Annotated in this window: 19 protein-coding genes; 8 read left to right on the top strand and 11 right to left on the bottom strand. The window is 59.8% G+C overall.

Translation table 11 applies throughout. The annotated features are described in order from the left end of the window. Window positions 1-49: 49 nt before the first annotated feature. The gene (locus P406_RS17250) at window positions 50-262 is read left to right on the top strand and encodes a cold-shock protein (protein ID WP_003365337.1); all 213 of its coding nucleotides are present in this window, start codon (window positions 50-52) and stop codon (window positions 260-262) included. A 137-nt stretch (window positions 263-399) separates the two neighbouring features. Here the strand turns inward: P406_RS17250 and lptG are convergent, their stop codons facing one another. Together lptG and lptF are read right to left on the bottom strand one after the other, a co-directional pair. Then, the gene (gene lptG / locus P406_RS17245) at window positions 400-1,461 is read right to left on the bottom strand and encodes an LPS export ABC transporter permease LptG (protein WP_003415235.1); all 1,062 of its coding nucleotides are present in this window, start codon (window positions 1,459-1,461) and stop codon (window positions 400-402) included. Next, window positions 1,448-2,575, bottom strand: a complete 1,128-nt coding sequence (lptF, locus tag P406_RS17240) for an LPS export ABC transporter permease LptF (protein WP_003316899.1) — start codon at window positions 2,573-2,575, stop codon at window positions 1,448-1,450. Before lptF ends, lptG begins: the two co-directional genes overlap by 14 nt. A gap of 319 nt (window positions 2,576-2,894) precedes the next feature. Between lptF and P406_RS17235 the strand changes: the two genes are divergently transcribed. The 5 genes from P406_RS17235 to rlmF all read left to right on the top strand — a co-directional run bounded on the left by P406_RS17235 (window position 2,895) and on the right by rlmF (window position 9,516). After that, the gene (locus P406_RS17235) at window positions 2,895-4,385 is read left to right on the top strand and encodes a leucyl aminopeptidase (protein ID WP_003415233.1); all 1,491 of its coding nucleotides are present in this window, start codon (window positions 2,895-2,897) and stop codon (window positions 4,383-4,385) included. Between the two features lie 57 nt (window positions 4,386-4,442). Further along, entirely contained in the window at window positions 4,443-4,871 is a 429-nt protein-coding gene (locus tag P406_RS17230; protein WP_002552284.1) for a DNA polymerase III subunit chi, read from the top strand. A gap of 7 nt (window positions 4,872-4,878) precedes the next feature. After that, window positions 4,879-5,313: a hypothetical protein gene (locus P406_RS17225; protein WP_003341779.1), complete on the top strand. Its 435-nt coding sequence runs from the start codon at window positions 4,879-4,881 to the stop codon at window positions 5,311-5,313. Between the two features lie 211 nt (window positions 5,314-5,524). Then, window positions 5,525-8,371, top strand: coding sequence for a valine--tRNA ligase (locus P406_RS17220; RefSeq protein ID WP_046236830.1), 2,847 nt, complete (start codon window positions 5,525-5,527; stop codon window positions 8,369-8,371). Between the two features lie 155 nt (window positions 8,372-8,526). Beyond that, window positions 8,527-9,516: a 23S rRNA (adenine(1618)-N(6))-methyltransferase RlmF gene (gene rlmF / locus P406_RS17215; RefSeq protein WP_046236829.1), complete on the top strand. Its 990-nt coding sequence runs from the start codon at window positions 8,527-8,529 to the stop codon at window positions 9,514-9,516. A gap of 350 nt (window positions 9,517-9,866) precedes the next feature. On the opposite strand, the gene P406_RS17210 is transcribed toward rlmF, so the two are convergent. Beyond that, the gene (locus P406_RS17210) at window positions 9,867-10,148 is read right to left on the bottom strand and encodes an HU family DNA-binding protein (protein WP_002552279.1); all 282 of its coding nucleotides are present in this window, start codon (window positions 10,146-10,148) and stop codon (window positions 9,867-9,869) included. 393 nt (window positions 10,149-10,541) lie between these two features. On the opposite strand from P406_RS17210, the gene yejK reads away from it, so the two are divergent. Together yejK and P406_RS17200 are read left to right on the top strand one after the other, a co-directional pair. Further along, complete coding sequence (gene yejK, locus P406_RS17205) at window positions 10,542-11,543, top strand: nucleoid-associated protein YejK (RefSeq protein ID WP_024662369.1); 1,002 nt, start codon at window positions 10,542-10,544, stop codon at window positions 11,541-11,543. Between the two features lie 5 nt (window positions 11,544-11,548). After that, window positions 11,549-11,899: a glutaredoxin family protein gene (locus P406_RS17200; protein ID WP_003408919.1), complete on the top strand. Its 351-nt coding sequence runs from the start codon at window positions 11,549-11,551 to the stop codon at window positions 11,897-11,899. A gap of 61 nt (window positions 11,900-11,960) precedes the next feature. On the opposite strand, the gene P406_RS17195 is transcribed toward P406_RS17200, so the two are convergent. From P406_RS17195 to P406_RS17160, 8 genes are all read right to left on the bottom strand, one after another. Continuing rightward, window positions 11,961-12,893, bottom strand: coding sequence for a glutathione S-transferase family protein (locus P406_RS17195; protein ID WP_046236828.1), 933 nt, complete (start codon window positions 12,891-12,893; stop codon window positions 11,961-11,963). Window positions 12,894-12,957: 64 nt separating this feature from the next. Then, a complete protein-coding gene (locus P406_RS17190; RefSeq protein WP_046236827.1) occupies window positions 12,958-13,299 on the bottom strand; it encodes a GIY-YIG nuclease family protein in 342 nt (113 codons plus the stop codon). Next, a complete protein-coding gene (locus P406_RS17185; protein WP_046236826.1) occupies window positions 13,292-13,783 on the bottom strand; it encodes a nuclear transport factor 2 family protein in 492 nt (163 codons plus the stop codon). The genes P406_RS17190 and P406_RS17185 overlap by 8 nt, the downstream gene beginning before the upstream one ends. Before the next feature lie 73 nt (window positions 13,784-13,856). Next, entirely contained in the window at window positions 13,857-15,086 is a 1,230-nt protein-coding gene (locus P406_RS17180; RefSeq protein WP_032702654.1) for a CynX/NimT family MFS transporter, read from the bottom strand. Window positions 15,087-15,254: 168 nt separating this feature from the next. Further along, on the bottom strand, window positions 15,255-16,019 hold the full coding sequence (locus tag P406_RS17175; protein ID WP_003408905.1) for an amino acid ABC transporter ATP-binding protein: 765 nt from the start codon (window positions 16,017-16,019) through the stop codon (window positions 15,255-15,257). Between the two features lie 10 nt (window positions 16,020-16,029). After that, window positions 16,030-17,127 (bottom strand): amino acid ABC transporter permease, encoded by a 1,098-nt coding sequence (locus P406_RS17170; RefSeq protein WP_004402865.1) that lies wholly within the window; start codon window positions 17,125-17,127, stop codon window positions 16,030-16,032. A gap of 10 nt (window positions 17,128-17,137) precedes the next feature. Continuing rightward, window positions 17,138-18,319 carry an amino acid ABC transporter permease gene (locus tag P406_RS17165; RefSeq protein ID WP_046236825.1) on the bottom strand — a complete coding sequence of 394 codons (1,182 nt, stop codon included), beginning with the start codon at window positions 18,317-18,319 and terminating at the stop codon, window positions 17,138-17,140. A gap of 70 nt (window positions 18,320-18,389) precedes the next feature. After that, window positions 18,390-19,418, bottom strand: a complete 1,029-nt coding sequence (locus P406_RS17160; protein WP_003415218.1) for an amino acid ABC transporter substrate-binding protein — start codon at window positions 19,416-19,418, stop codon at window positions 18,390-18,392. Window positions 19,419-19,817: the final 399 nt, after the last annotated feature.

The raw sequence follows: 19,817 nt of genomic DNA, 5'->3' as shown, positions 1-19,817 counted from the left end.
GCGAAAGAGGCTGTAACCAATTCAAGTCAAGCGTCAAGGAAATAAGAAAATGGCTGAACGTCAGAGCGGTACCGTCAAGTGGTTCAACGACGAAAAAGGTTTTGGTTTTATCACTCCTGAGAGCGGGCCGGATCTGTTCGTACACTTCCGCGCCATTCAGGGTAACGGCTTCAAGAGCCTGAAAGAAGGTCAGAAAGTTACCTTCGTTGCAGTGCAGGGTCAGAAAGGCATGCAGGCTGACGAAGTTCAAGCCGAAGGCTGAGAACGACGCACCACGCAGTTACAAGAAAGCCTCTGGCAGCGATGCCAGAGGCTTTTTTGCATGCGGGGTTTGCAGGGTCCACAAACGCCCATGAAAAAGCCGACCCATGGGTCGGCTTTTTCAGTCCGGTTGGTGCATTACCCGGCACGGCGCAACAGAAGCACCCCGGCCAGCGCACAGGCTGCAGCAGGCAGCAGCACTGCCAGCAACGGCGGGAAGCCGAACAGCAGGCTCGATGGGCCGAGCAGGTCCTGAATGATGCGGAAGGTAAAGCCCACCACTACACCGGTGAACACGCGCTGCCCCAGCGTAACCGAGCGCAGCGGGCCGAAGATGAACGAGATTGCCATCAGCACCAACGCGACGGTCACCGCCGGTTGCAGGACCTTGGTCCAGAACGCCAGCCAGTAGCGGCCATTGCTCAAGCCCTGATCAGCCAGGTAATGCGCGTAGCTCCAGAGGCCGCTGATGGACAGCGACTCGGGCGGCATGATTACCGTGCTCAGCAACTGCGGGCTCAACGCCACATCCCAACGCTCGACCGGCGTGTTGATGACCTCGGTGCGGCCATCATTGAAGTGCGTGGTAGCGACGTCCTTCAATTCCCAGTAATCGGTCTTGAAGTTGGCCTCTTTGGCAAAGCTGGAGGTCAGCATGTGGCGCTGGTCGTCGAAACGATAACGTGTCACACCGAGCATCAGGCCATTGGGCTGTACCGTGTTGATGTGGATGAACTCGTCGCCCTGGCGGTGCCACAGACCATGGCGGGCGCTCTGCGCATCACCTGAGCCCTGAGCCAGCGAGCGCGCGGCCTGCGCCTGGTTCTCGGCGTAGGGAGCGACGTACTCGCCGACCAGCACGCCAGCGATCATCAGCACCAGCATGGGCTTCATGACCGCCCAGACGATACGCCCGATGGACACGCCCGCCGCACGCATGATGGTCAGCTCGCTGCTGCTGGCCAGCGTACCCAGACCGATCAGGCAACCGATCAGGGCGGCCATCGGCAAGGTGTCGTAGACGCGACGTGGCGCCGTCAGCATGACGTAGCTGAGGGCATCCGCCAGCGTGTAAGTGTCGCTGATATCGCCCATCTCGTCGATGAACGCGAACAGCGAGACCAGACCCAGAATGATGCCCAGAACGGCGAGAATCGCCAGCAGGACGCTTTTGCCAATGTATCGATCAAGCTTGACCACGAGTCACCTCCGTGACGCTGCGACGACTCGCCATCTTCAGACGCAGAGGCTCCCAATAGAACAACAGCAGGCCGATGGACAGGTAGATGGCATGCACCCACCACATCCCCAGGCTAAGTGGCAGCTTGCCTTTCTCCAGCGAACTGCGCACCGAAATCAGAATGGCCAGGTACGACATATACAGCAGGATCGCCGGCAGCAGTTTCAGGTAACGGCCCTGACGCGGATTGACCCGTGACAGCGGAATGGCCATCAGTGTCACGATGAACACCGACAGCGGCAGCGAAATACGCCACTGCAACTCGGCCACGGAACGCGGTGCCGGGTTGCCGATCAGCTCGCTGGTCGGAATGGCTTCACGGTCGGTGATTTCTTCACTGATTTCCGGCTTGGGCAGCATCGCCCCATAGGTGTCGTACTTGATCACGCGATAATCGGCCGCGCCCGGATTGCCGTCATAGCGATAGCCGTTCTCGAGGATCAGGAAGCGACTGCCATTGGGCCGGACCTCCTGATGGCCCTTCTCCGCGACCAGCACGGTGATGCCGTTGTCCTTGCTCTTGTCGCTGGACATGCGCTTTTCCGAGATGAACACACCGGCCAGTTGCGAGCGGTCTTCCGACAGCTCCTTGGTATAGGTGATACGCGTACCGTCGCGCAGCGCCTGAAAACGGCCCGGCACCAGCGTGTCGAACTCGGTCATGGCGTCCTGCTGATTGATCAGCAGCGAAAACTGCGTAGCGCCCTGCGGAGCCAGGCTGAAGCTCAGCCAGGCGACCAGCAGCCCGACCAGCGTGGCCGGCCCCATGGTGATGGCCAGCAGACGCTGCTGACTCATGCCGGTGGCGGCCAGCACGGTCATCTCGCTTTCCAGGTACAGGCGTCCGTACGCCATGAGGATGCCGAGGAACAGGCCCAGCGGCAGAATCACCTGCAGGAAGCCCGGCAGGCGGAAGCCCATGATCAGGAACAGCACGCCAGGATCGAGCGCACCGGACGCGGCCTGCGCCAGGTACTTGATGAAGCGCCCGCTCATGATGAAGACCAGCAGTACGGCGCTGACCGCACTCAAGGTAAGCAGCACTTCTCGGGACAGATAACGGAAGACAATCAAACCAGACACTCCAGAGTTGTCAGGCTCAGGCAGCCAAACAGGGAAAATTTGTGAGCCACGGCAACCAGAGCTTCACGCCGACAAAAGGCGTGGGCCTCAAAAAATATGCGGCATTATCCTGTGATTGTGTGTTTCTGTCACTGCGCACCGGGGATAGTTCGCACATAGACGCCAGACAGGCAGCTCTGCGGGGTTGTCAGCAGTCGTGCAGCGGGGTCAAACTGCAAGGCTTAGCGCAGGCATCGCCCCTGAAAACACTCAGGCCATGCCGCGTACGACATTCATATTGCGACTCTCATCGTCTATTCGGGGACCCCACATGGAATTGGTTGTTAAAAGCGTAAGCCCAGAAACCTTGAAAACCGCAACGCTGGTGGTCACCGTCGGTGAAAGCCGTGTATTGGCCGGTGCTGCCAGGACTGTGGATATCCTCAGCGGCGGAGCCGTTTCGCTGATTCTCAAGCGCGGCGATCTGGCCGGCAAGGTCGGCCAGAGCCTGCTGTTGCACAATCTGCCCAACATCAAGGCCGAGCGCGTCCTGCTGGTCGGCACTGGCAAGGAAGACGAGCTGTCGGACCGTCAGTTGAAAAAAATCGTCGGCGCAGCGCTCACCTGCCTCAAGGGCCTGGGCGGCACCGATGCAGCGATTGCGCTCGATGACCTGTCGGTGAAAAACCGCGACACCTATGGCATGGCTCGCCTGCTGGTCGAAGCTCTGGCCGACGGCGAATACGTCTTCGACCGCTTCAAGACCCAGAAAGCCGACGTTCGCGCCCTGAAGAAAATCACCCTGCTGACCGACAAGATCAAGGCGGCCGACGTCGAACGCGCTTCGACTCATGCTCAGGCAATCGCCACCGGCATGGCGCTGACCCGCGACCTCGGCAATCTGCCGCCGAACATCTGCCACCCGACCTACCTGGGCGAAGAAGCCAAGGCGCTGGGCAAGGCACACAAGAACCTGAAAGTGGAAGTCCACGACGAGAAGAAACTGGCCGACCTGGGCATGGGTTCTTTCCTCGCGGTAGCACAGGGCAGCGCCCAGCCGCCGCGCCTCATCGTCATGAACTACCAGGGCGCCAAAAAAGGCGACCAGCCGTTCGTGCTGGTCGGTAAAGGCATCACCTTCGATACCGGCGGCATCAGCATCAAGCCTGCCTCTGGCATGGACGAGATGAAGTTCGACATGTGCGGCGCAGCCAGTGTGTTCGGCACCCTGCGTGCGGTGCTCGAATTGAAGCTGCCGATCAATCTGGTGTGCATTCTGGCCTGTGCCGAAAACATGCCGAGCGGCACTGCGACACGTCCGGGCGACATCGTCACGACCATGAGCGGCCAGACCGTAGAAATCCTCAACACCGACGCCGAAGGCCGTCTGGTGCTGTGCGATGCACTGACCTACGCCGAGCGTTTCAAGCCGCAGGCGGTCATCGATATTGCAACCCTGACCGGCGCCTGCGTCGTTGCACTGGGCGGCCATACCTCCGGTCTGCTGGGCAATAACGACGCGCTGATCAATCAGTTGCTCGACGCGGGCAAACAGGCCGATGACCGTGCCTGGCAGCTGCCGTTGTTCGATGAGTACCAGGAGCAGCTCGACAGCCCGTTCGCCGACATCGCCAACATCGGCGGCCCGAAAGGCGGCACCATCACCGCGGCCTGCTTCCTGTCGCGCTTCACCAAGGCCTACCACTGGGCTCACCTGGACATCGCCGGCACTGCATGGTTGAGCGGCGGCAAGGAAAAAGGCGCCACCGGGCGTCCGGTTCCTTTGCTGACCCAATACCTGCTCGACCGCGCCGGCGTATAAAAAGAGACCCTGGCGTATCGGCTGCACAATCGATACGCCTCCGGTTCTGGAACCCACATGACTCAAGTCGACTTCTACATCCTGCCCAGCGCCGATCCTGCGGCCCGCCTGGACTTTGCCTGCAAGCTCACGGAAAAGGCCTGGCGCCTGGGTCACAAGGTCTATCTGCATTGCAGCGATGCTGCGCAGCGTGAGGACCTCGATGCCCGGCTCTGGCGTTTCAGAGGCGAAGTGTTTCTACCCCATGGCGACGCCGAGAGCGATCACGATGCTGCCGTGGTGCTGGGCCTGGGCGACGACTCGGGCGAACACAGTGACCTGCTGGTCAACCTCGACCTGAGCATTCCGGCCTTCTTCAAACGCTTCGCCCGCGTGGCCGAAGTCGTTGTCGAAGACCCGGCCATACGTCTTGCCGCACGCGAGAGTTTCCGTTCCTACCGCGAACAGGGCTATCCTCCGCAAGATCACCGACTGCAGCGCCTTTGAGGACACGATGGATACTTCAAAAAAAGCTGAATCCGCGCACTTGCTGAACGACCTCGAGTCGATCCGCCAACTGCTCGGCGATGACCCCGCACATTCCCCCCTGTCGAACGACGCCGCTCGTCCCGAAGGCCAGATTCCCCTGCTGTTCGATGTAGTCGGCGCTCGCCCCGACGCGGCGTATCAACAGGACTTCGACGAAGACGACATTCCGACACTGACACCTGATGTCCATACAGCGCCCGCCCCGCAGGTGCAACAGACAGCCCAGCCGCAAGCGCTGCCCAACCCTGATGCGCTGCTGCATCTGGACAACGAACTGCGCGCAGCCGCGCAATTGATCATGCAGGACGTGATCGACGACTTCGCCCCGCATATCGAAAACGAGATCAAGCGCCGGCTGGAGGCAAGGCTGGAGCGGTTATTGGCGCAGCAGCAGAAGTGAAGTTTCTGACTCGGGACCTGCACCTCGGGTAACTGGATATTTTGTCGGCGCGTATCTAACTGCGAGCGTATCAGAGCCGCCAGCCGACCCTCGGAACACTCGCCGCCTACTGACAGATCTGCCAGTTGTGGCCCGGCACTTATGGCTTGTCGCTGGTCGTCAGGTCTATACTTACCGGTTTCCGAATCAATGCCACAGGTTCCCGCCGCGCATGGACAAGACTTACCAGCCGCACGCCATCGAAACTTCCTGGTACCAGACCTGGGAGTCCGAGAACTACTTCGCTCCGCAAGGCGTGGGTGACTCGTACACCATCATGATCCCGCCGCCGAACGTCACCGGCAGCCTGCACATGGGCCACGGTTTCAATAACGCGATCATGGATGCACTGATCCGTTTCCGTCGCATGCAGGGCCGCAATACGCTGTGGCAACCGGGCACCGACCACGCGGGTATCGCCACGCAGATGCTGGTCGAGCGTCGGCTCGAAGCGCAAGGCGTAAGCCGTCATGAACTGGGCCGCGAGAAGTTTCTGGACAAGATCTGGGAATGGAAAGCCGAGTCCGGCGGCAACATCAGCCGCCAGATCCGCCGCCTGGGCTCGTCCGTCGACTGGAGCCGCGAGCGCTTCACCATGGACGACGGCCTGTCCGAAGCGGTAAAGGAAGCTTTCGTGCGTCTGCATGAAGACGGCCTGATCTACCGTGGCAAGCGCCTGGTCAACTGGGACACCAAGCTGCACACCGCCATTTCCGACCTCGAAGTGGAGAACCACGACGAGAAAGGTCATCTGTGGAACCTGCGTTATCCACTGGCTGACGGCGCAAAGACCGCCGAAGGTCTAGATTACCTGATCGTAGCCACCACCCGCCCGGAAACCATGCTCGGTGATGCCGCCGTTGCGGTTAACCCGCAGGACGAGCGCTACAAGGCGCTGATCGGCAAGTTCGTCGAATTGCCCTTGGTAGGCCGTCGCATCCCGATCATCGCGGATGATTACTGCGATCCCGAGTTCGGCACCGGCTGCGTGAAAATCACCCCGGCCCACGATTTCAACGACTATGAAGTCGGCAAGCGCCACAACCTGCCGCTGCTGAACATTTTCGACAAGAATGCCAACGTATTGCCCGCCGCTCAGGTGTTCAACCTCGACGGCACGCTGAACGAAAGCGTCGACGGCAGCCTGCCCGCCGCCTATGCCGGGCTGGACCGCTTCGAAGCGCGCAAACAGATCGTTGCCGCATTCGATGCCGCCGGGTTGCTGGTCAGCGTTGATGATCACGCCCTGAAGGTGCCGAAAGGCGACCGTTCCGGCACCATCATCGAACCGTGGCTGACCGATCAGTGGTACGTCTCCACCAAGCCGCTGGCCGAGCCTGCGATTGCTGCTGTCGAAGACGGCCGCATCGCGTTCGTGCCCAAGCAGTATGAAAACATGTACTTCTCGTGGATGCGCGACATCCAGGACTGGTGCATCAGCCGTCAGCTCTGGTGGGGCCACCGCATTCCGGCGTGGTACGACGAGTCCGGCAAGGTTTACGTCGGCCGCGACGAAGCCGAAGTCCGTGCCAAGAACAACCTGGGGCCGGAAATCGCGCTGCAGCAGGACAACGACGTGCTGGACACCTGGTTCAGCTCGGGCCTGTGGACCTTCTCCACCCTCGGCTGGCCGGAAAAGACCAAGGCACTGGAAACCTTCCACTCCACCGACGTGCTGGTCACCGGCTTCGACATCATTTTCTTCTGGGTCGCGCGGATGATCATGCTCACCATGCACCTGGTGAAGAACGAGGATGGCACCCCGCAAGTCCCGTTCAAGACTGTCTATGTGCATGGTCTGGTGCGCGATGGCCAGGGCCAGAAGATGTCCAAGTCCAAGGGCAACGTACTTGACCCGCTGGACATCGTCGACGGTATCGACCTCGAAACGCTGGTAGAGAAACGCACCAGTGGCCTGATGCAGCCGCAATTGGCGAAAAAGATCGAGAAGCAGACCCGCCAGGAATTCGCCGACGGCATCGCCAGCTACGGCACCGATGCCCTGCGCTTTACCTTCTGCTCGCTGGCGTCCACCGGTCGCGACATCAAGTTCGACATGGGCCGCGTCGAAGGCTACCGCAACTTCTGCAACAAGATCTGGAACGCAGCGCGCTACGTGCTGGACAAGGGCGAAGACTGCGGTCAGAACGGCGAAGCGGTCGAACTGTCGCTGGCTGATCGCTGGATCATCTCGCAGTTGCAGCGCACCGAAGCCGAAGTGACCCGCCAGCTGGACCAGTTCCGCTTCGACCTCGCCGCCCAAGCGTTGTACGAGTTCATCTGGAACCAGTATTGCGACTGGTATCTGGAGCTGTCCAAGCCCGTACTGTGGGACGAAACAGCGCCGGTCGAGCGTCAGCGCGGCACACGCCGCACGCTGGTTCGCGTTCTGGAAGTGGCGTTGCGTCTTGCGCACCCGTTCATGCCGTTCATCACCGAAGAAATCTGGCAGCGCCTCGCGCCGCTGGCCGGTGCGCAAGGCAAGACCATCATGCTGCAACCCTGGCCGGTGGCCAATGAAGCACGCATCGATCAGGCCGCCGAAGACGATATCGAATGGCTCAAGGGCCTGATGCTCGCCGTGCGCAACATCCGTGGCGAGATGAACATCGGTCCGGGCAAGCCGCTGCAACTGTTCCTCAAGAACGTCAGCGCCGAAGATCAGCGTCGTTTGAGCGAAAACGATTACCTGCTCAAGAAGCTCGCCAAGCTCGAATCCATGACCGTACTGACCGAAGGCGCAGAAGCACCGCTGTCCGCCACCGCGCTGGTCGGTGACATGGAAGTGCTGGTGCCGATGGCCGGGTTGATCGACAAAGGGGCCGAGCTGGCGCGCCTGGACAAGGAAATCCAGCGCCTGCAAGGCGAAGTGCAACGCGTCGGCGGCAAGCTGTCCAACGCCGCCTTCGTCGACAAGGCACCGCCTGAAGTCATCGCCAAGGAACGCGCCAAGCTGACCGAAGCCGAACAGGCGCTGGGCAAGCTGGCCGAGCAACACGCACGCATCGCCAGCCTGTAAGGTGGCCAGAAAAGCCAGCCCGATCATGGGCTGGCTTTTTGTTATCTGAACTTCTGTACTGACTTATTCGCGAGCAACGCGTACCCCGCCAAGGCGACGCTGCGCTTGCTCGCGAATAAGCCAGGCAACTCAACCTCACGGCTGACATCGAATCCATGACCGATACCCGCAAACCACCGCGCAAGAAGCCTCAGCGGCCAGCCAAACCTGCTGCGCCGCGTGAAAAGGCCACCTTGCACCCGCGCAATCGGCATCAGGGCCAGTACGACTTTGCGAAGCTGATCAAATCCAGCCCCGAGCTGGCAGCGTTCGTGATCCTCAATCCTTACGGCAAGGAAAGCATCGACTTCGCCAATCCGCAGGCGGTACGGGTGTTCAACCGCGCGCTGCTCAAAGCGTTCTATGGCATCGCCCATTGGGACATTCCGGCCGATTACCTGTGCCCGCCGATTCCGGGGCGTGCGGACTACCTGCACTTCCTCGCCGACCTGCTGGCCGAAGATAACGAAGGCGTGATACCACGCGGCGCATCCATCAAGGCGCTGGACATCGGCACCGGCGCCAATTGCATCTACCCGTTGCTGGGACATAGCGACTACGGCTGGCAGTTCGTGGGTTCGGACATCGACAGCACCGCCATCGCTGCAGCCACCACCATTGTGAAGGCCAACGGCCTCAGCAAGGCCATCAGCGTGCGCCAGCAGGGCAATCGCAAGCAGATCCTGCTCGGGCTGCTCGACAGTAGCGAACGCTTCCACGTCAGCCTCTGCAACCCGCCCTTCCATGCCTCGCTGGAAGAAGCGCAGCGTGGCAGCCAGCGCAAGTGGCGCGCGCTGGGCAAGGCTGATCCCAAGCGCAAGCTGCCGGTGCTCAATTTCGGCGGCCAGTCACAAGAGTTGTGGTGCGACGGCGGCGAGATCGGCTTCGTGAACCAACTGATCCAGGAAAGCGCCTTGCTGCCGAGCCAGGTGGCATGGTTCAGCACACTGGTGTCCAAGGCCTCCAACCTGCCGCCGATCCAGAGCGCCCTGAAAAAAGCCGGCGTGCTTGAAATAAAGGTGGTGGAAATGGGCCAGGGCCAGAAGCAAAGCCGTTTTGTGGCCTGGACCTTCCTTGACAAGGCACAACGCACACCCCACGGATAGGGCTATCGTGCCGCATCGACTATCGTGCGACGCCACGTCGGCAGGCCTTAATCTCGATTATCGTGCGACTCCACAGCGACATGCCTTAATCTCGACTATCGTGCGACGCTCCGCGTCGGCATGCCGTTCTGGACGCTCTGCGTCCTCTCTTGAATATGCAGTGCAGCACAGATCTGTGACGCAGAGCGTCACGCAAGGCATTCCCACGCTGGAGCGTGAGGAACGATAGGCGTCTGGAGGACCGTTCTGGACGCTCTGCGTTCGACTTTGCGGGAGGTGTCTAATCAGGCGCCCACAAAAAAGCCGTGCCCGGTTAACCGGTGCACGGCTTTTTCACAGCAAGCGGTTGCTTACTTGTTGATCGAGTCGGTCAGCACTTTGGCTGGAACGAACTTGATAACTTTCTTGGCAGCGATTTCGATGGCAGCGCCAGTCGAAGGGTTGCGGCCAGTGCGAGCTGGACGCTCTGCAACTTTCAGTTTGCCGATACCTGGCAAAGTGATTTCCACGCCGTTTTCCAATTGGTCGGCAACAATTTGGCCCAATTGCTCAAGAGCATTACGCGCGGTGGTTTTTGGCGCGTCGATAGCTTCAGCGATATCGGCGATCAATTGGTCTTTAGTAAGAGCCATGGTGGTGTTCCTTCCCTATCAAATTCATTTGGATTGCAGAGCGCAACGTCGGCCCGTGGCCAGGCAACGAACCTGGCCACCCGCTAGCAGCCACGATTAATCGCGAAAGTGTAGATACTGAAACCGGGTAATGGTTCGACCTACGTGTGCGCTAACTGCATGCTTGACGCGCTAAGTGCGCAAGACCGGGCAAAACTAGCACAGAGCCGGGCAAATATCCGCCTCTACCTATCCTTTTGGTCAGGTTTTAATGTTAATTGCACAAAAAACACCCAGCAAACACTCGCTGCTGGCGAAAACCAGTCTGTCCGGGGCCATCGGGCGCATGCGTGCGTTACACTGGGCGTCTTGCAACGAGCTGCACGCTCTTCACCTTTTTCAGCCGAGAAGCCCATGCCGATCCGTCACTGCATCGTCCACCTGATCGAGAAGAAACCCGACGGTACGCCCGCTGTTCTCCATGCACGCGACTCCGAACTCGCTGAGTCCCAGGCCATCGAGAACATGCTGGCCGACCTCAACGAAAGCTACAACGCCAAACAGGGCAAGGCATGGGGCCTGTTCCATCCCGAGTCCGGCGCGCACCCTTTCAGCGGCTGGCTCAAAGAATATATCGACGGTGGCAGCGACTTCACGGCGTTCTCGAGGGTGGCTGTCGAGCATCTGCAAAAGCTCATGGAAGAATCCAATCTGTCAGTGGGCGGCCACGTGCTGTTCGCCCATTATCAGCAAGGCATGACCGACTACCTGGCCATCGCCCTGCTGCACCACAGCGAAGGCGTGGCAGTGAATGCCGAGCTGGACGTGACCCCGTCCCGACACCTGGACCTTGGCCAGTTGCACCTCGCCGCCCGGATCAATATTTCCGAGTGGCAGAACAACAAGCAGTCCAAGCAATACATCTCGTTCATCAAGGGCAAGAACGGCAAGAAGGTTTCCGAGTACTTCCGCGACTTCATCGGTTGCCAGGAAGGCGTGGACGGGCCCGGCGAAACCCGTACCCTGCTCAAGGCGTTCAGTGATTTCGTGGAAAGCGAAGACCTGCCGGAAGAATCGGCCCGCGAGAAGACCAAGACCCTGGTCGACTACGCCAGCAGTCAGAGCAAGATGGGCGAACCGATGGGCCTGGAGGAGCTGTCCGAACTCATCGACGAAGATCGTCCGCGCGCCTTCTATGATCACATTCGCAACAAGGATTACGGCCTATCCCCGGAAATACCGGCGGATAAGCGCACCCTCAACCAGTTCCGGCGCTTCACCGGCCGCGCCGAGGGCCTGTCGATCAGTTTTGAAGCGCACCTGCTGGGCGACAAGATCGAATACGACGAAACCGCCGGCACCCTGATCATCAAAGGGCTGCCGACGCAACTGACCGACCAGTTGAAGCGACGGTAACCGACATGCTGCTGCGCACCCTGAAGAAGTTTGCCCTGATCATGCTGGTGGTCGTGATTTACCAGAACTGGGGCAGGATCGAAAACTTCGTCAACCCGCCCCCGGCAGACGTCGCGCAGAGCTACAGCCAGGCAAAAGTGGTGATGTACGCCACTGACTGGTGCGGCTACTGCAAGCAGACCCGGCGTTTTCTGGACAGCAAGGGGATTGCGTATCAGGAGTTCGACATCGAGAAGTCGGAAGAAGGCCGCAAGGCGTATGAAGCGCTGGGCGGCAGAGGCATCCCGCTGATCGACGTCAACGGCACGTTGATCCGGGGGTTTGACCCGGATCAGATACTGGCGGCATTGAAGTAGCCCACCAGGCTATCGTGCCAATGCTCGGCGTCCTCCTTGCGACGCAGAGCATCGTTGCACCTCAGCGCTTCTCGATCCGATAGCCCATTCTCGGGAAGTGGACGTGCACGACGCCTGCACGCTCGTCCTCGCGGCGCAGGATCAGCTCTTCGCGGCCGGTAAATACCAACTCGCCCTCAACCGCTTCGACGCCGTAGTCGACCGCAGAAACCGCAACCTTGTCACCTGCCTTGAAGCCATTTGGATCGACGAGAGTTTCATCGGGCAATGGCGCAGGCGTGGCATTTCTGGCGATTTCGATGGCATCTGCCGAGCTCAGGTCGCTGAACGTGCCATGACCAAAACCCAGCACGCGATCGAGCCAGGCCCTGACACTCGGATAATCATCGACAAAAGGTGCGGTGACCGACGTCTGCTTGAGAAACCACAACGTATGGGCAACCGAGAAATCGGCAATCGACGCTACGCCGAACAGGAAGTCACCGCCGTGCGAGAGTTGCAGCTCCAGACGCGACATCAGCGTAGGCCATTGGTGTTTGACCTGCTCCACAGGTGGGCGCGACGCAGTGCCGCCGTTGAACAGCGTCGAACGGTCAGCCACGAACGCCTTGGCGGCGTCTGGTGGTACCTTGGCAAAGCGCACAGCCATTGATTCTGGCTGAAACACCAGACTCACAGCATGCATGAACAACACCGAATCGGCCCAGGCGGCCAGGCCGGCAACGCTGAATTCCTGCCCTTTCGGATAAAACGCTGGCGAGGCTTTTTCCTGCTCCAGACGCCGAGCCATCAGTGCCGTGTCACAGTAAATGTCCGCACCGGCCTGCAATACCGGAGTCCTGCGGTAGCCGCCCGTCAATGCAGTCAGGTCAGGCTTGGGCATGATCGAAGGGATAGTCACCGAACGCCATGCAAGGCCTTTGAAACCCAGCATCAGACGGGCTTTTTCGGCGAACAGCGACGTGGGGTAGTGGTGAAGGATCAACTCGGACATGTTCAGCCTCTGTGCGCGTGGGAAAAACACAGCTTAACCCGCAGCACCCTGCCCGCACACAGCCTCAAACTGATGGGACGGCATCACGCTCATGGATCGATGACTTTACGTAGCTGGCAGCCAACGCCTCTTTGGCGCTTTTTTTGAGCTTCTTGATCAGCCGCTCGTGGCGCAACGCCTCGCCCTTGCTGGGCCATTGTTCAACGTAGACCAGCGCCATCGCCGGACTCGAAGAGAAAAAGCGCGCGCCCTTGCCACTCTGGTGCGCAGCGAATCGCCGCTGCGGATCATCACTGATGCCACAGTACAGCGAGCCGTTGGCAGCGCGCACCAGATAGACAAACCAGGGTTTGCCGACCACCTGTTCGGCAGTCGACGCACTCGAAGTGCTGGCGACCTCAGGCACGGCGATTCTCTGAAAAGGTCTTCAGGCCCTTGAGCGCCTGAGCCCTGACGGCGTTGCGCACCAAAGGCGTCCAGCCAAGCAGCAGGCCCTTCAAACCCAGGGCCTGACGCGACCAGCGCCACATATCGAAATCATCACGGTGCTCGCAGATCTTGCCGTCACGGAACACGAAGCGCGCCTGAATATCGTTCACCACCGTGCGCCCGGTCTGACTGAACAGATACGTCGCCACCCAATGCGCACTGCCAGTCTGGTCATCGGCTCGCACCTGATCGAAGACCACCGAGAAATCCTTTGCCCGGGAAGTCAGCATGCGCCACATGTCGCCGACCTGAGCGCCGCGCAATTCACCAAAGGCAGGGTCGCTGAACAGCACGTCATCGGTGTAGCAGGCACTCATCGCCTCGGCATCCAGCTGCGCGAATGCCTCATAAAAGCGGGTGATCAGTGCGCTGTTGGCCTGACTTTGTTCTTCATAGTTCATGCGTGCACATTCCTTGGCGGATTATCCGTGCACGATAAGCGGCGCTGCGGAAAATGGCGAGTGGTTGATGGCCTCAAACCTTCTCGCTACTGACCTGCACCTGCAGCGCCCGACCGGCGCCCATGCCCGCGATGATGGCGCCCAGCCCGAGCACCGCGAAGATCCAGCCAATCGCGCTCCAGCTGCCGGTCATGTCATGCACCACACCCACGGCAAACGGGCCGGTCGAGGCGATGGTGTAGCCGACGCCTTGTGCCATGCTCGACAGGTTGGCGGCGACATGTGAGTCACGCGAGCGCAGGACGATCAAGGCCAGCGCCAGACTGAACGTGCCGCCCTGCCCGATCCCCAGCAGGATCGCCCAGCCCCACAGCCCGCCAAGCGGCGCATACAGGCAGCCGAACAGGCCGATCAGGGTCAGCGACATGACCAGCATGATCGCCAGACGCTGATCCTTGCCGCGTGTGGCCAGATAAGGCACCGCCAGCGCGCTGATGACCTGCGCAATGATCGAGCCGGACAACAGCAGGCCGGCCTGGGTCGGCGTCAGGCCGCGACCGATGAGGATCGACGGCAACCAGCCGAAGACGATGTACGACAGCGACGATTGCAGGCCCATGTACAGCGTGACCTGCCAGGCCAGCGGGTCACGCAACAGACCGCGGACCCGGTAGACATCGCGATGCGTGCCATGCACTTCACGCGCCTGCGGAAACCATAACGCGGCGGCAATCAGTGCCGGAACCAGCCAGAAACCCAGGCCAATCTGCCAACTGCCGCCGACGTACTGACTCAGCGGCACCGTCGAACCGGCTGCAATGGCCGCGCCCAGGCACAAGGCCATGGTGTAGACACCGGTCATGGCTCCGGCCTTGTGCGGGAAATCACGTTTGACGATACCCGGCAGCAACACGCCAATGATCCCGATGCTGGCACCCGCCAGCAGGCTGCCGGCAAACAGCCCGGCCTGACCAAACAGGCTGCGCACTGCCAGGCCTGCAGCCAGTGTCAGAAGCACCACCATCACCACCCGCTCACTGCCAAACCGGCGGGCGAGGATGGGTGCCAAGGGCGCGAACAGGCCCAGACACAAAACCGGCAAGGTGGTCAGCAGTCCGGCTTCGGCAGCGGACATGCCCAGGCTGTCGGACACCGTGTCAAGCAGCGGCGCAATGCTGGACAACGCCGGGCGCAGGTTGAGGGCGACCAGCACCAGACCCAGCAGCAACAGCCAGGGGCGCTTCAAAGCAGAATGGGGTTGATCGGTGGTCGGTTGGGGGCTGGGTTGAGCCTTGGCAGTCATCAGTTTCTCGGTCATCAGGTATGTCGACCCTTTTCAGGGGGGCGGTATCCTGTTGGAGAATCATCGCGAATACAAGGTTCAGCGCAATTGCATACACCCCACACAGCGACGACAGGCATAAAAAAAACCGGGCACATGGCCCGGTTTCCTTGCTCAGCAGATATCCAATCAGTGGATGATCTGGCTGAGGAACAGCTTGGTACGGTCGCTCTGCGGGTTATCGAAGAAGTCGTTCGGCGCAGCCTGTTCGACGATTTCGCCCTTGTCCATGAAGATCACCCGATTTGCCACGGTACGGGCAAAGCCCATTTCGTGGGTCACGCACAGCATGGTCATGCCTTCTTCAGCCAGGCCCACCATGGTGTCGAGCACTTCCTTGACCATTTCCGGGTCAAGGGCCGACGTCGGTTCATCAAACAGCATGATTTTCGGCTTCATGCACAAGGCACGGGCAATTGCCACACGCTGCTGCTGACCGCCGGAAAGCTGACCCGGAAACTTGTGGGCCTGCTCCGGAATCCGCACACGCTCCAGATAGTGCATGGCGATTTCTTCGGCTTTCTTCTTCGGCATCTTGCGCACCCACATTGGTGCCAGCGTGCAGTTCTGCAGGATGGTCAGGTGCGGGAACAGGTTGAAGTGCTGAAACACCATGCCCACTTCGCGGCGGATGGTCTCGATCTGTTTAAGGTCCGAGGTCAGTTCGGTGCCATCGACAATGATGCGACCCTGCTGGTGCTCTTCCAGACGGTTGAGGCAGCGAATGGTGGTCGACTTGCCCGAGCCCGACGGGCCGCACAGCACGATACGCTCACCCTGGCGCACATTCAGGTTGATGTCCTTGAGTACATGGAACTGGCCGTACCACTTGTGTACGCCCTCCATGCGGATCATGCCTTCAGCGCCCAGAGGCTTATTGATAACTTCACTCATCACAAAACTCCTAACGCTTGTGGCCTGTGTCCAGCTTACGTTCCAAATGCATGGAATAGCGGGACATACCGAAACAGAAGATCCAGAACACCAGGGCCGCGAAGACGTAGCCTTCAGTGGCCATACCCAGCCATGCCGGGTCGGCGGTAGCCTGCTTGACGCTGTTGAGCAGGTCGAACAGACCGATAATGATCACCAGACTGGTGTCCTTGAACAAGGCAATGAAGGTGTTGACGATGCCGGGAATGACCATCTTCAACGCCTGCGGCAGGATCACCAGACCCATGCTGCGCCAGTAACCCAGGCCCATCGCCGAGGCTGCTTCGTACTGGCCCTTGGGAATGGCCTGCATGCCGCCACGCACCACTTCAGCAATGTAAGCGGACTGGAACAGGATGACGCCGATCAGCGCGCGCAGCAGCTTGTCGAAGTTCATGCCCTCTGGCATGAACAGCGGCAGCATCACCGACGACATGAACAGCACGGTGATCAGCGGCACGCCGCGCCAGAACTCGATGAACGTCACGCACACCACACGCACGGCCGGCATGTTGGAACGACGACCGAGCGCCAGCAGGATACCCAGCGGCAAGGCACCGACGATACCCACGGTGGCGATCACCAGAGTCAGCATCAGACCGCCCCACTGGCTGGTCGGTACGTTGGTCAGACCGAACGCGCCGCCATGCAGCAGGTAGAACGCGACAACCGGGTAGATCACCAGGAAGGCAATACCGTAGACAGCCTTGCGCGGAAACTTCGAGATGAACAACGGCGCAGCACCGACGATCGCCAAGATGGCGGTCAGGTCGACCCTCCAGCGCAGTTCATTGGGGAAGTAGCCGTACATGAACTGACCGAAACGCTGCTCGATGAACACCCAGCAGGCGCCCGCCTTGGTGCAGTCTGCCTTGGTCGTGCCGATCCAGTTGGCGTCCAGCAGGGACCAACTGATGATCGGCGGCACGACCAGATAGATCAGATACAGCGAGAACAGGGTCAGCAGGGTGTTGATCCAGCTGGAGAACAGGTTCTGCCGCATCCACGCTACCGGGCCGAACACTTTGCCCGGTGGTGGCATATCAGGTTTGAAAGTATGAGTTGTCATGCGCTTTTCCTCACCGCTCGATCAGCGCAATGCGCTTGTTGTACCAGTTCATCAGCAGGGAAATGCTGATACTGATCGCCAGGTACACGCTCATGGTGATGGCAATGACTTCAATGGCCTGCCCGGTCTGGTTGAGCACCGTACCGGCAAACAGGGAAACCATTTCCGGGTAGCCGATGGCGGCTGCCAGCGAAGAGTTCTTCGCCAGGTTCAGGAACTGACTGGTCAGCGGCGGAATGATCACGCGCAGCGCCTGCGGGATGATCACCTTGCGCAGCGTCGGCCCGGGGCGCAGGCCCAGTGAGCGGGCAGCTTCGGTCTGGCCGTGGCTGACCGACTTGATGCCGGAGCGCACGATTTCGGCGATGAACGCCGCCGTATAGATAGTCAGTGCCAAGGTCAGGGAGATCAGTTCAGGGATCAGCACCCAGCCGCCCGTGAAGTTGAAGCCCTTCAGTTGTGGCAGTTCCCAATGCACCGGGCTGCCGAAGATCAGCACGCTCAGGCCAGGGATGACCAGCAGCAACGCCAGGCCGACCCAGAACTTGTGAAACGGCTGGCCGGTGGCTTCGAAGCGCTTGTTGGCCCAGCGCACCATCATGATGATGGCGATCACGGCAACAACCAGACTGATCAGGAATGCCCAGGCGCCTTCGGCAGGCAATGCTCTGGGCATGTTGAGCCCGCGACTGCTGACGAAGAACATGTCCAGATAGCCATGCGCCTGACGCGGCCCAGGCAGCGTGAGGAATACGGCGGTATACCAGAAAAGGATCTGCAGCAATGGCGGAATGTTGCGGAAGACTTCGACATACACGGTGGCCAGCTTGCTGATCATCCAGTTCGGAGACAGGCGAGCGACACCAATGACAAAGCCCAGCAAGGTCGCCAGGACAATACCGATAACCGACACCAGCAAGGTATTCAGCAGACCGATGACGAACACACGGGCATAGCTGTCCGCTTCGCTGTAGTCGATCAGGTGCTGAGCGATACCGAAACCGGCACTGTTCTCAAGAAAACCGAAACCCGAGGTGATACCACGGTGTTGCAGGTTGGTCTGGGTGTTATCGAAGATAAACCAGCCCAACGCGATCACCGCCACGACAGTGATGATCTGAAATAACCACGCGCGCACTTTCGGATCGCTCAGAGAGAGCTTTTGCTTGGGTGCGACGATTTGCTTTTCCATGAAATGCCCCAGGAAAAATCCAACAGAACAACGCCCGACAGGCTGGGAAGCCTGTCGGGCGCCGGGTCAATCAACGAATAGGTGGAGCGTATTGAATGCCGCCGGCATTCCACAGAGCGTTCTGGCCACGCTTGATTTTCAGCGGGGTGCCTTCGCCCAGGTTGCGTTCGAACACTTCGCCGTAGTTGCCGACCTGCTTGACGATCTGCACGACCCAGTCTTTCGGCAGTTTGAGGTCCGTGCCGTAAGTACCGTCAGCACCCAGCATACGGGCTACGTCAGGGTTCTTGGTCGATTTGGCTTCAGCTTCAACGTTCTTGGAAGTGATTTTGGCTTCTTCGGCGTTGAGCATGGCGAACAGGGTCCAGCGAACGATCGAGAACCACTCTTCGTCGCCTTTACGCACGACAGGGCCCAAAGGCTCCTTGGAGATCACTTCAGGCAGAACGATGTAATCGTCCGGCTTGGCCAGCTTGCTGCGCTGTGCGTAGAGCTGCGACTGGTCGGAAGTCAGTACGTCGCAACGGCCGCCTTCCAGCGACTTGGCGCTTTCGTCGGAGGTGTCGAAGGTAATCGGGGTGTATTTCAGGCCGTTCGAGCGGAAGTAGTCGGAGACGTTCAGCTCGGTAGTGGTACCGGCCTGGATGCAGATGGTTGCACCGTCCAGTTCCTTGGCGCTATTGACGCCCAGCTTGTTGTTTACCAGGAAGCCGATACCGTCGTAGTAAGTCACGCCGGTGAACACCAGGCCCATGCCCGCATCACGGGAGCTGGTCCAGGTGGTGTTACGCGAAAGGATGTCGATCTCGCCCGATTGCAGTGCAGTGAAGCGCTCCTTGGCGTTCAACTGGCTGAACTTGACCTTGGTGGCGTCGCCGAATACTGCGGCGGCTACTGCGCGGCAGACGTCAGCATCGATACCGGTGATCTTGCCGGTGGAGTCTGGAACGGAAAACCCTGGCAGGCCATCGCTGACGCCGCACTGGATAAAACCTTTCTTCTTGATAGCGTCAAGGGTGGTACCGGCATTTGCAGCCCCGATCACACCAAATGCGGCCAAGGCAGTGACGACAGCCAGGGTGGATTTCAACATCTTCATTCAAAAACCTCCAGTTTGCTCTTTGTTGTGTAGGTGTCTCAGTCGCGTCGCACCTTTGTGAGGCGCTAATGACCCGTGCTGGCTTATTTTTGGGTCATGCGACGCTGGGCCTGAATAACGAATTGCCTGCAGGATCATCCCGTCATGCGTCTTCATCATTCAGAATCGGCCCCGTGGACTGAAACTCCATGATTTTCCCGGACCTGAGCGGTACAGGTTGAATCGTGCCGCGAATCCTGACGCATGGACTCCCGAGCTGCTTTTCGATCGCTATAAGTAATAGCCTTATAGTGTTACCGAACGATGTGAGCGACTCGACTCCAGTCCTGCTGTAGCAAAGCCCGTACCAGCATGCTGGCTAAGTCGAATTAGCGACAGGTCAAGACAAAAACTTGTAAC

The sequence above is a fragment of the Pseudomonas syringae pv. coryli str. NCPPB 4273 genome (genome assembly GCF_000972175.1).
GTDB lineage: Bacteria > Pseudomonadota > Gammaproteobacteria > Pseudomonadales > Pseudomonadaceae > Aquipseudomonas > Aquipseudomonas syringae.
This window is presented reverse-complemented; position numbering and strand designations above follow the sequence as displayed.

Coding starts and splice junctions, on each gene's coding strand:
- P406_RS17250 (WP_003365337.1), top strand. CDS start 50: ATGGCTGAACGTCAGAGCGGTACCGTCAAGTGGTTCAACGACGAAAAA.
- P406_RS17235 (WP_003415233.1), top strand. CDS start 2,895: ATGGAATTGGTTGTTAAAAGCGTAAGCCCAGAAACCTTGAAAACCGCA.
- P406_RS17230 (WP_002552284.1), top strand. CDS start 4,443: ATGACTCAAGTCGACTTCTACATCCTGCCCAGCGCCGATCCTGCGGCC.
- P406_RS17225 (WP_003341779.1), top strand. CDS start 4,879: ATGGATACTTCAAAAAAAGCTGAATCCGCGCACTTGCTGAACGACCTC.
- P406_RS17220 (WP_046236830.1), top strand. CDS start 5,525: ATGGACAAGACTTACCAGCCGCACGCCATCGAAACTTCCTGGTACCAG.
- rlmF (WP_046236829.1), top strand. CDS start 8,527: ATGACCGATACCCGCAAACCACCGCGCAAGAAGCCTCAGCGGCCAGCC.
- P406_RS17210 (WP_002552279.1), bottom strand. CDS start 10,148: ATGGCTCTTACTAAAGACCAATTGATCGCCGATATCGCTGAAGCTATC.
- yejK (WP_024662369.1), top strand. CDS start 10,542: ATGCCGATCCGTCACTGCATCGTCCACCTGATCGAGAAGAAACCCGAC.
- P406_RS17200 (WP_003408919.1), top strand. CDS start 11,549: ATGCTGCTGCGCACCCTGAAGAAGTTTGCCCTGATCATGCTGGTGGTC.
- P406_RS17195 (WP_046236828.1), bottom strand. CDS start 12,893: ATGTCCGAGTTGATCCTTCACCACTACCCCACGTCGCTGTTCGCCGAA.
- P406_RS17185 (WP_046236826.1), bottom strand. CDS start 13,783: ATGAACTATGAAGAACAAAGTCAGGCCAACAGCGCACTGATCACCCGC.
- P406_RS17180 (WP_032702654.1), bottom strand. CDS start 15,086: ATGACTGCCAAGGCTCAACCCAGCCCCCAACCGACCACCGATCAACCC.
- P406_RS17175 (WP_003408905.1), bottom strand. CDS start 16,019: ATGAGTGAAGTTATCAATAAGCCTCTGGGCGCTGAAGGCATGATCCGC.
- P406_RS17170 (WP_004402865.1), bottom strand. CDS start 17,127: ATGACAACTCATACTTTCAAACCTGATATGCCACCACCGGGCAAAGTG.
- P406_RS17165 (WP_046236825.1), bottom strand. CDS start 18,319: ATGGAAAAGCAAATCGTCGCACCCAAGCAAAAGCTCTCTCTGAGCGAT.
- P406_RS17160 (WP_003415218.1), bottom strand. CDS start 19,418: ATGAAGATGTTGAAATCCACCCTGGCTGTCGTCACTGCCTTGGCCGCA.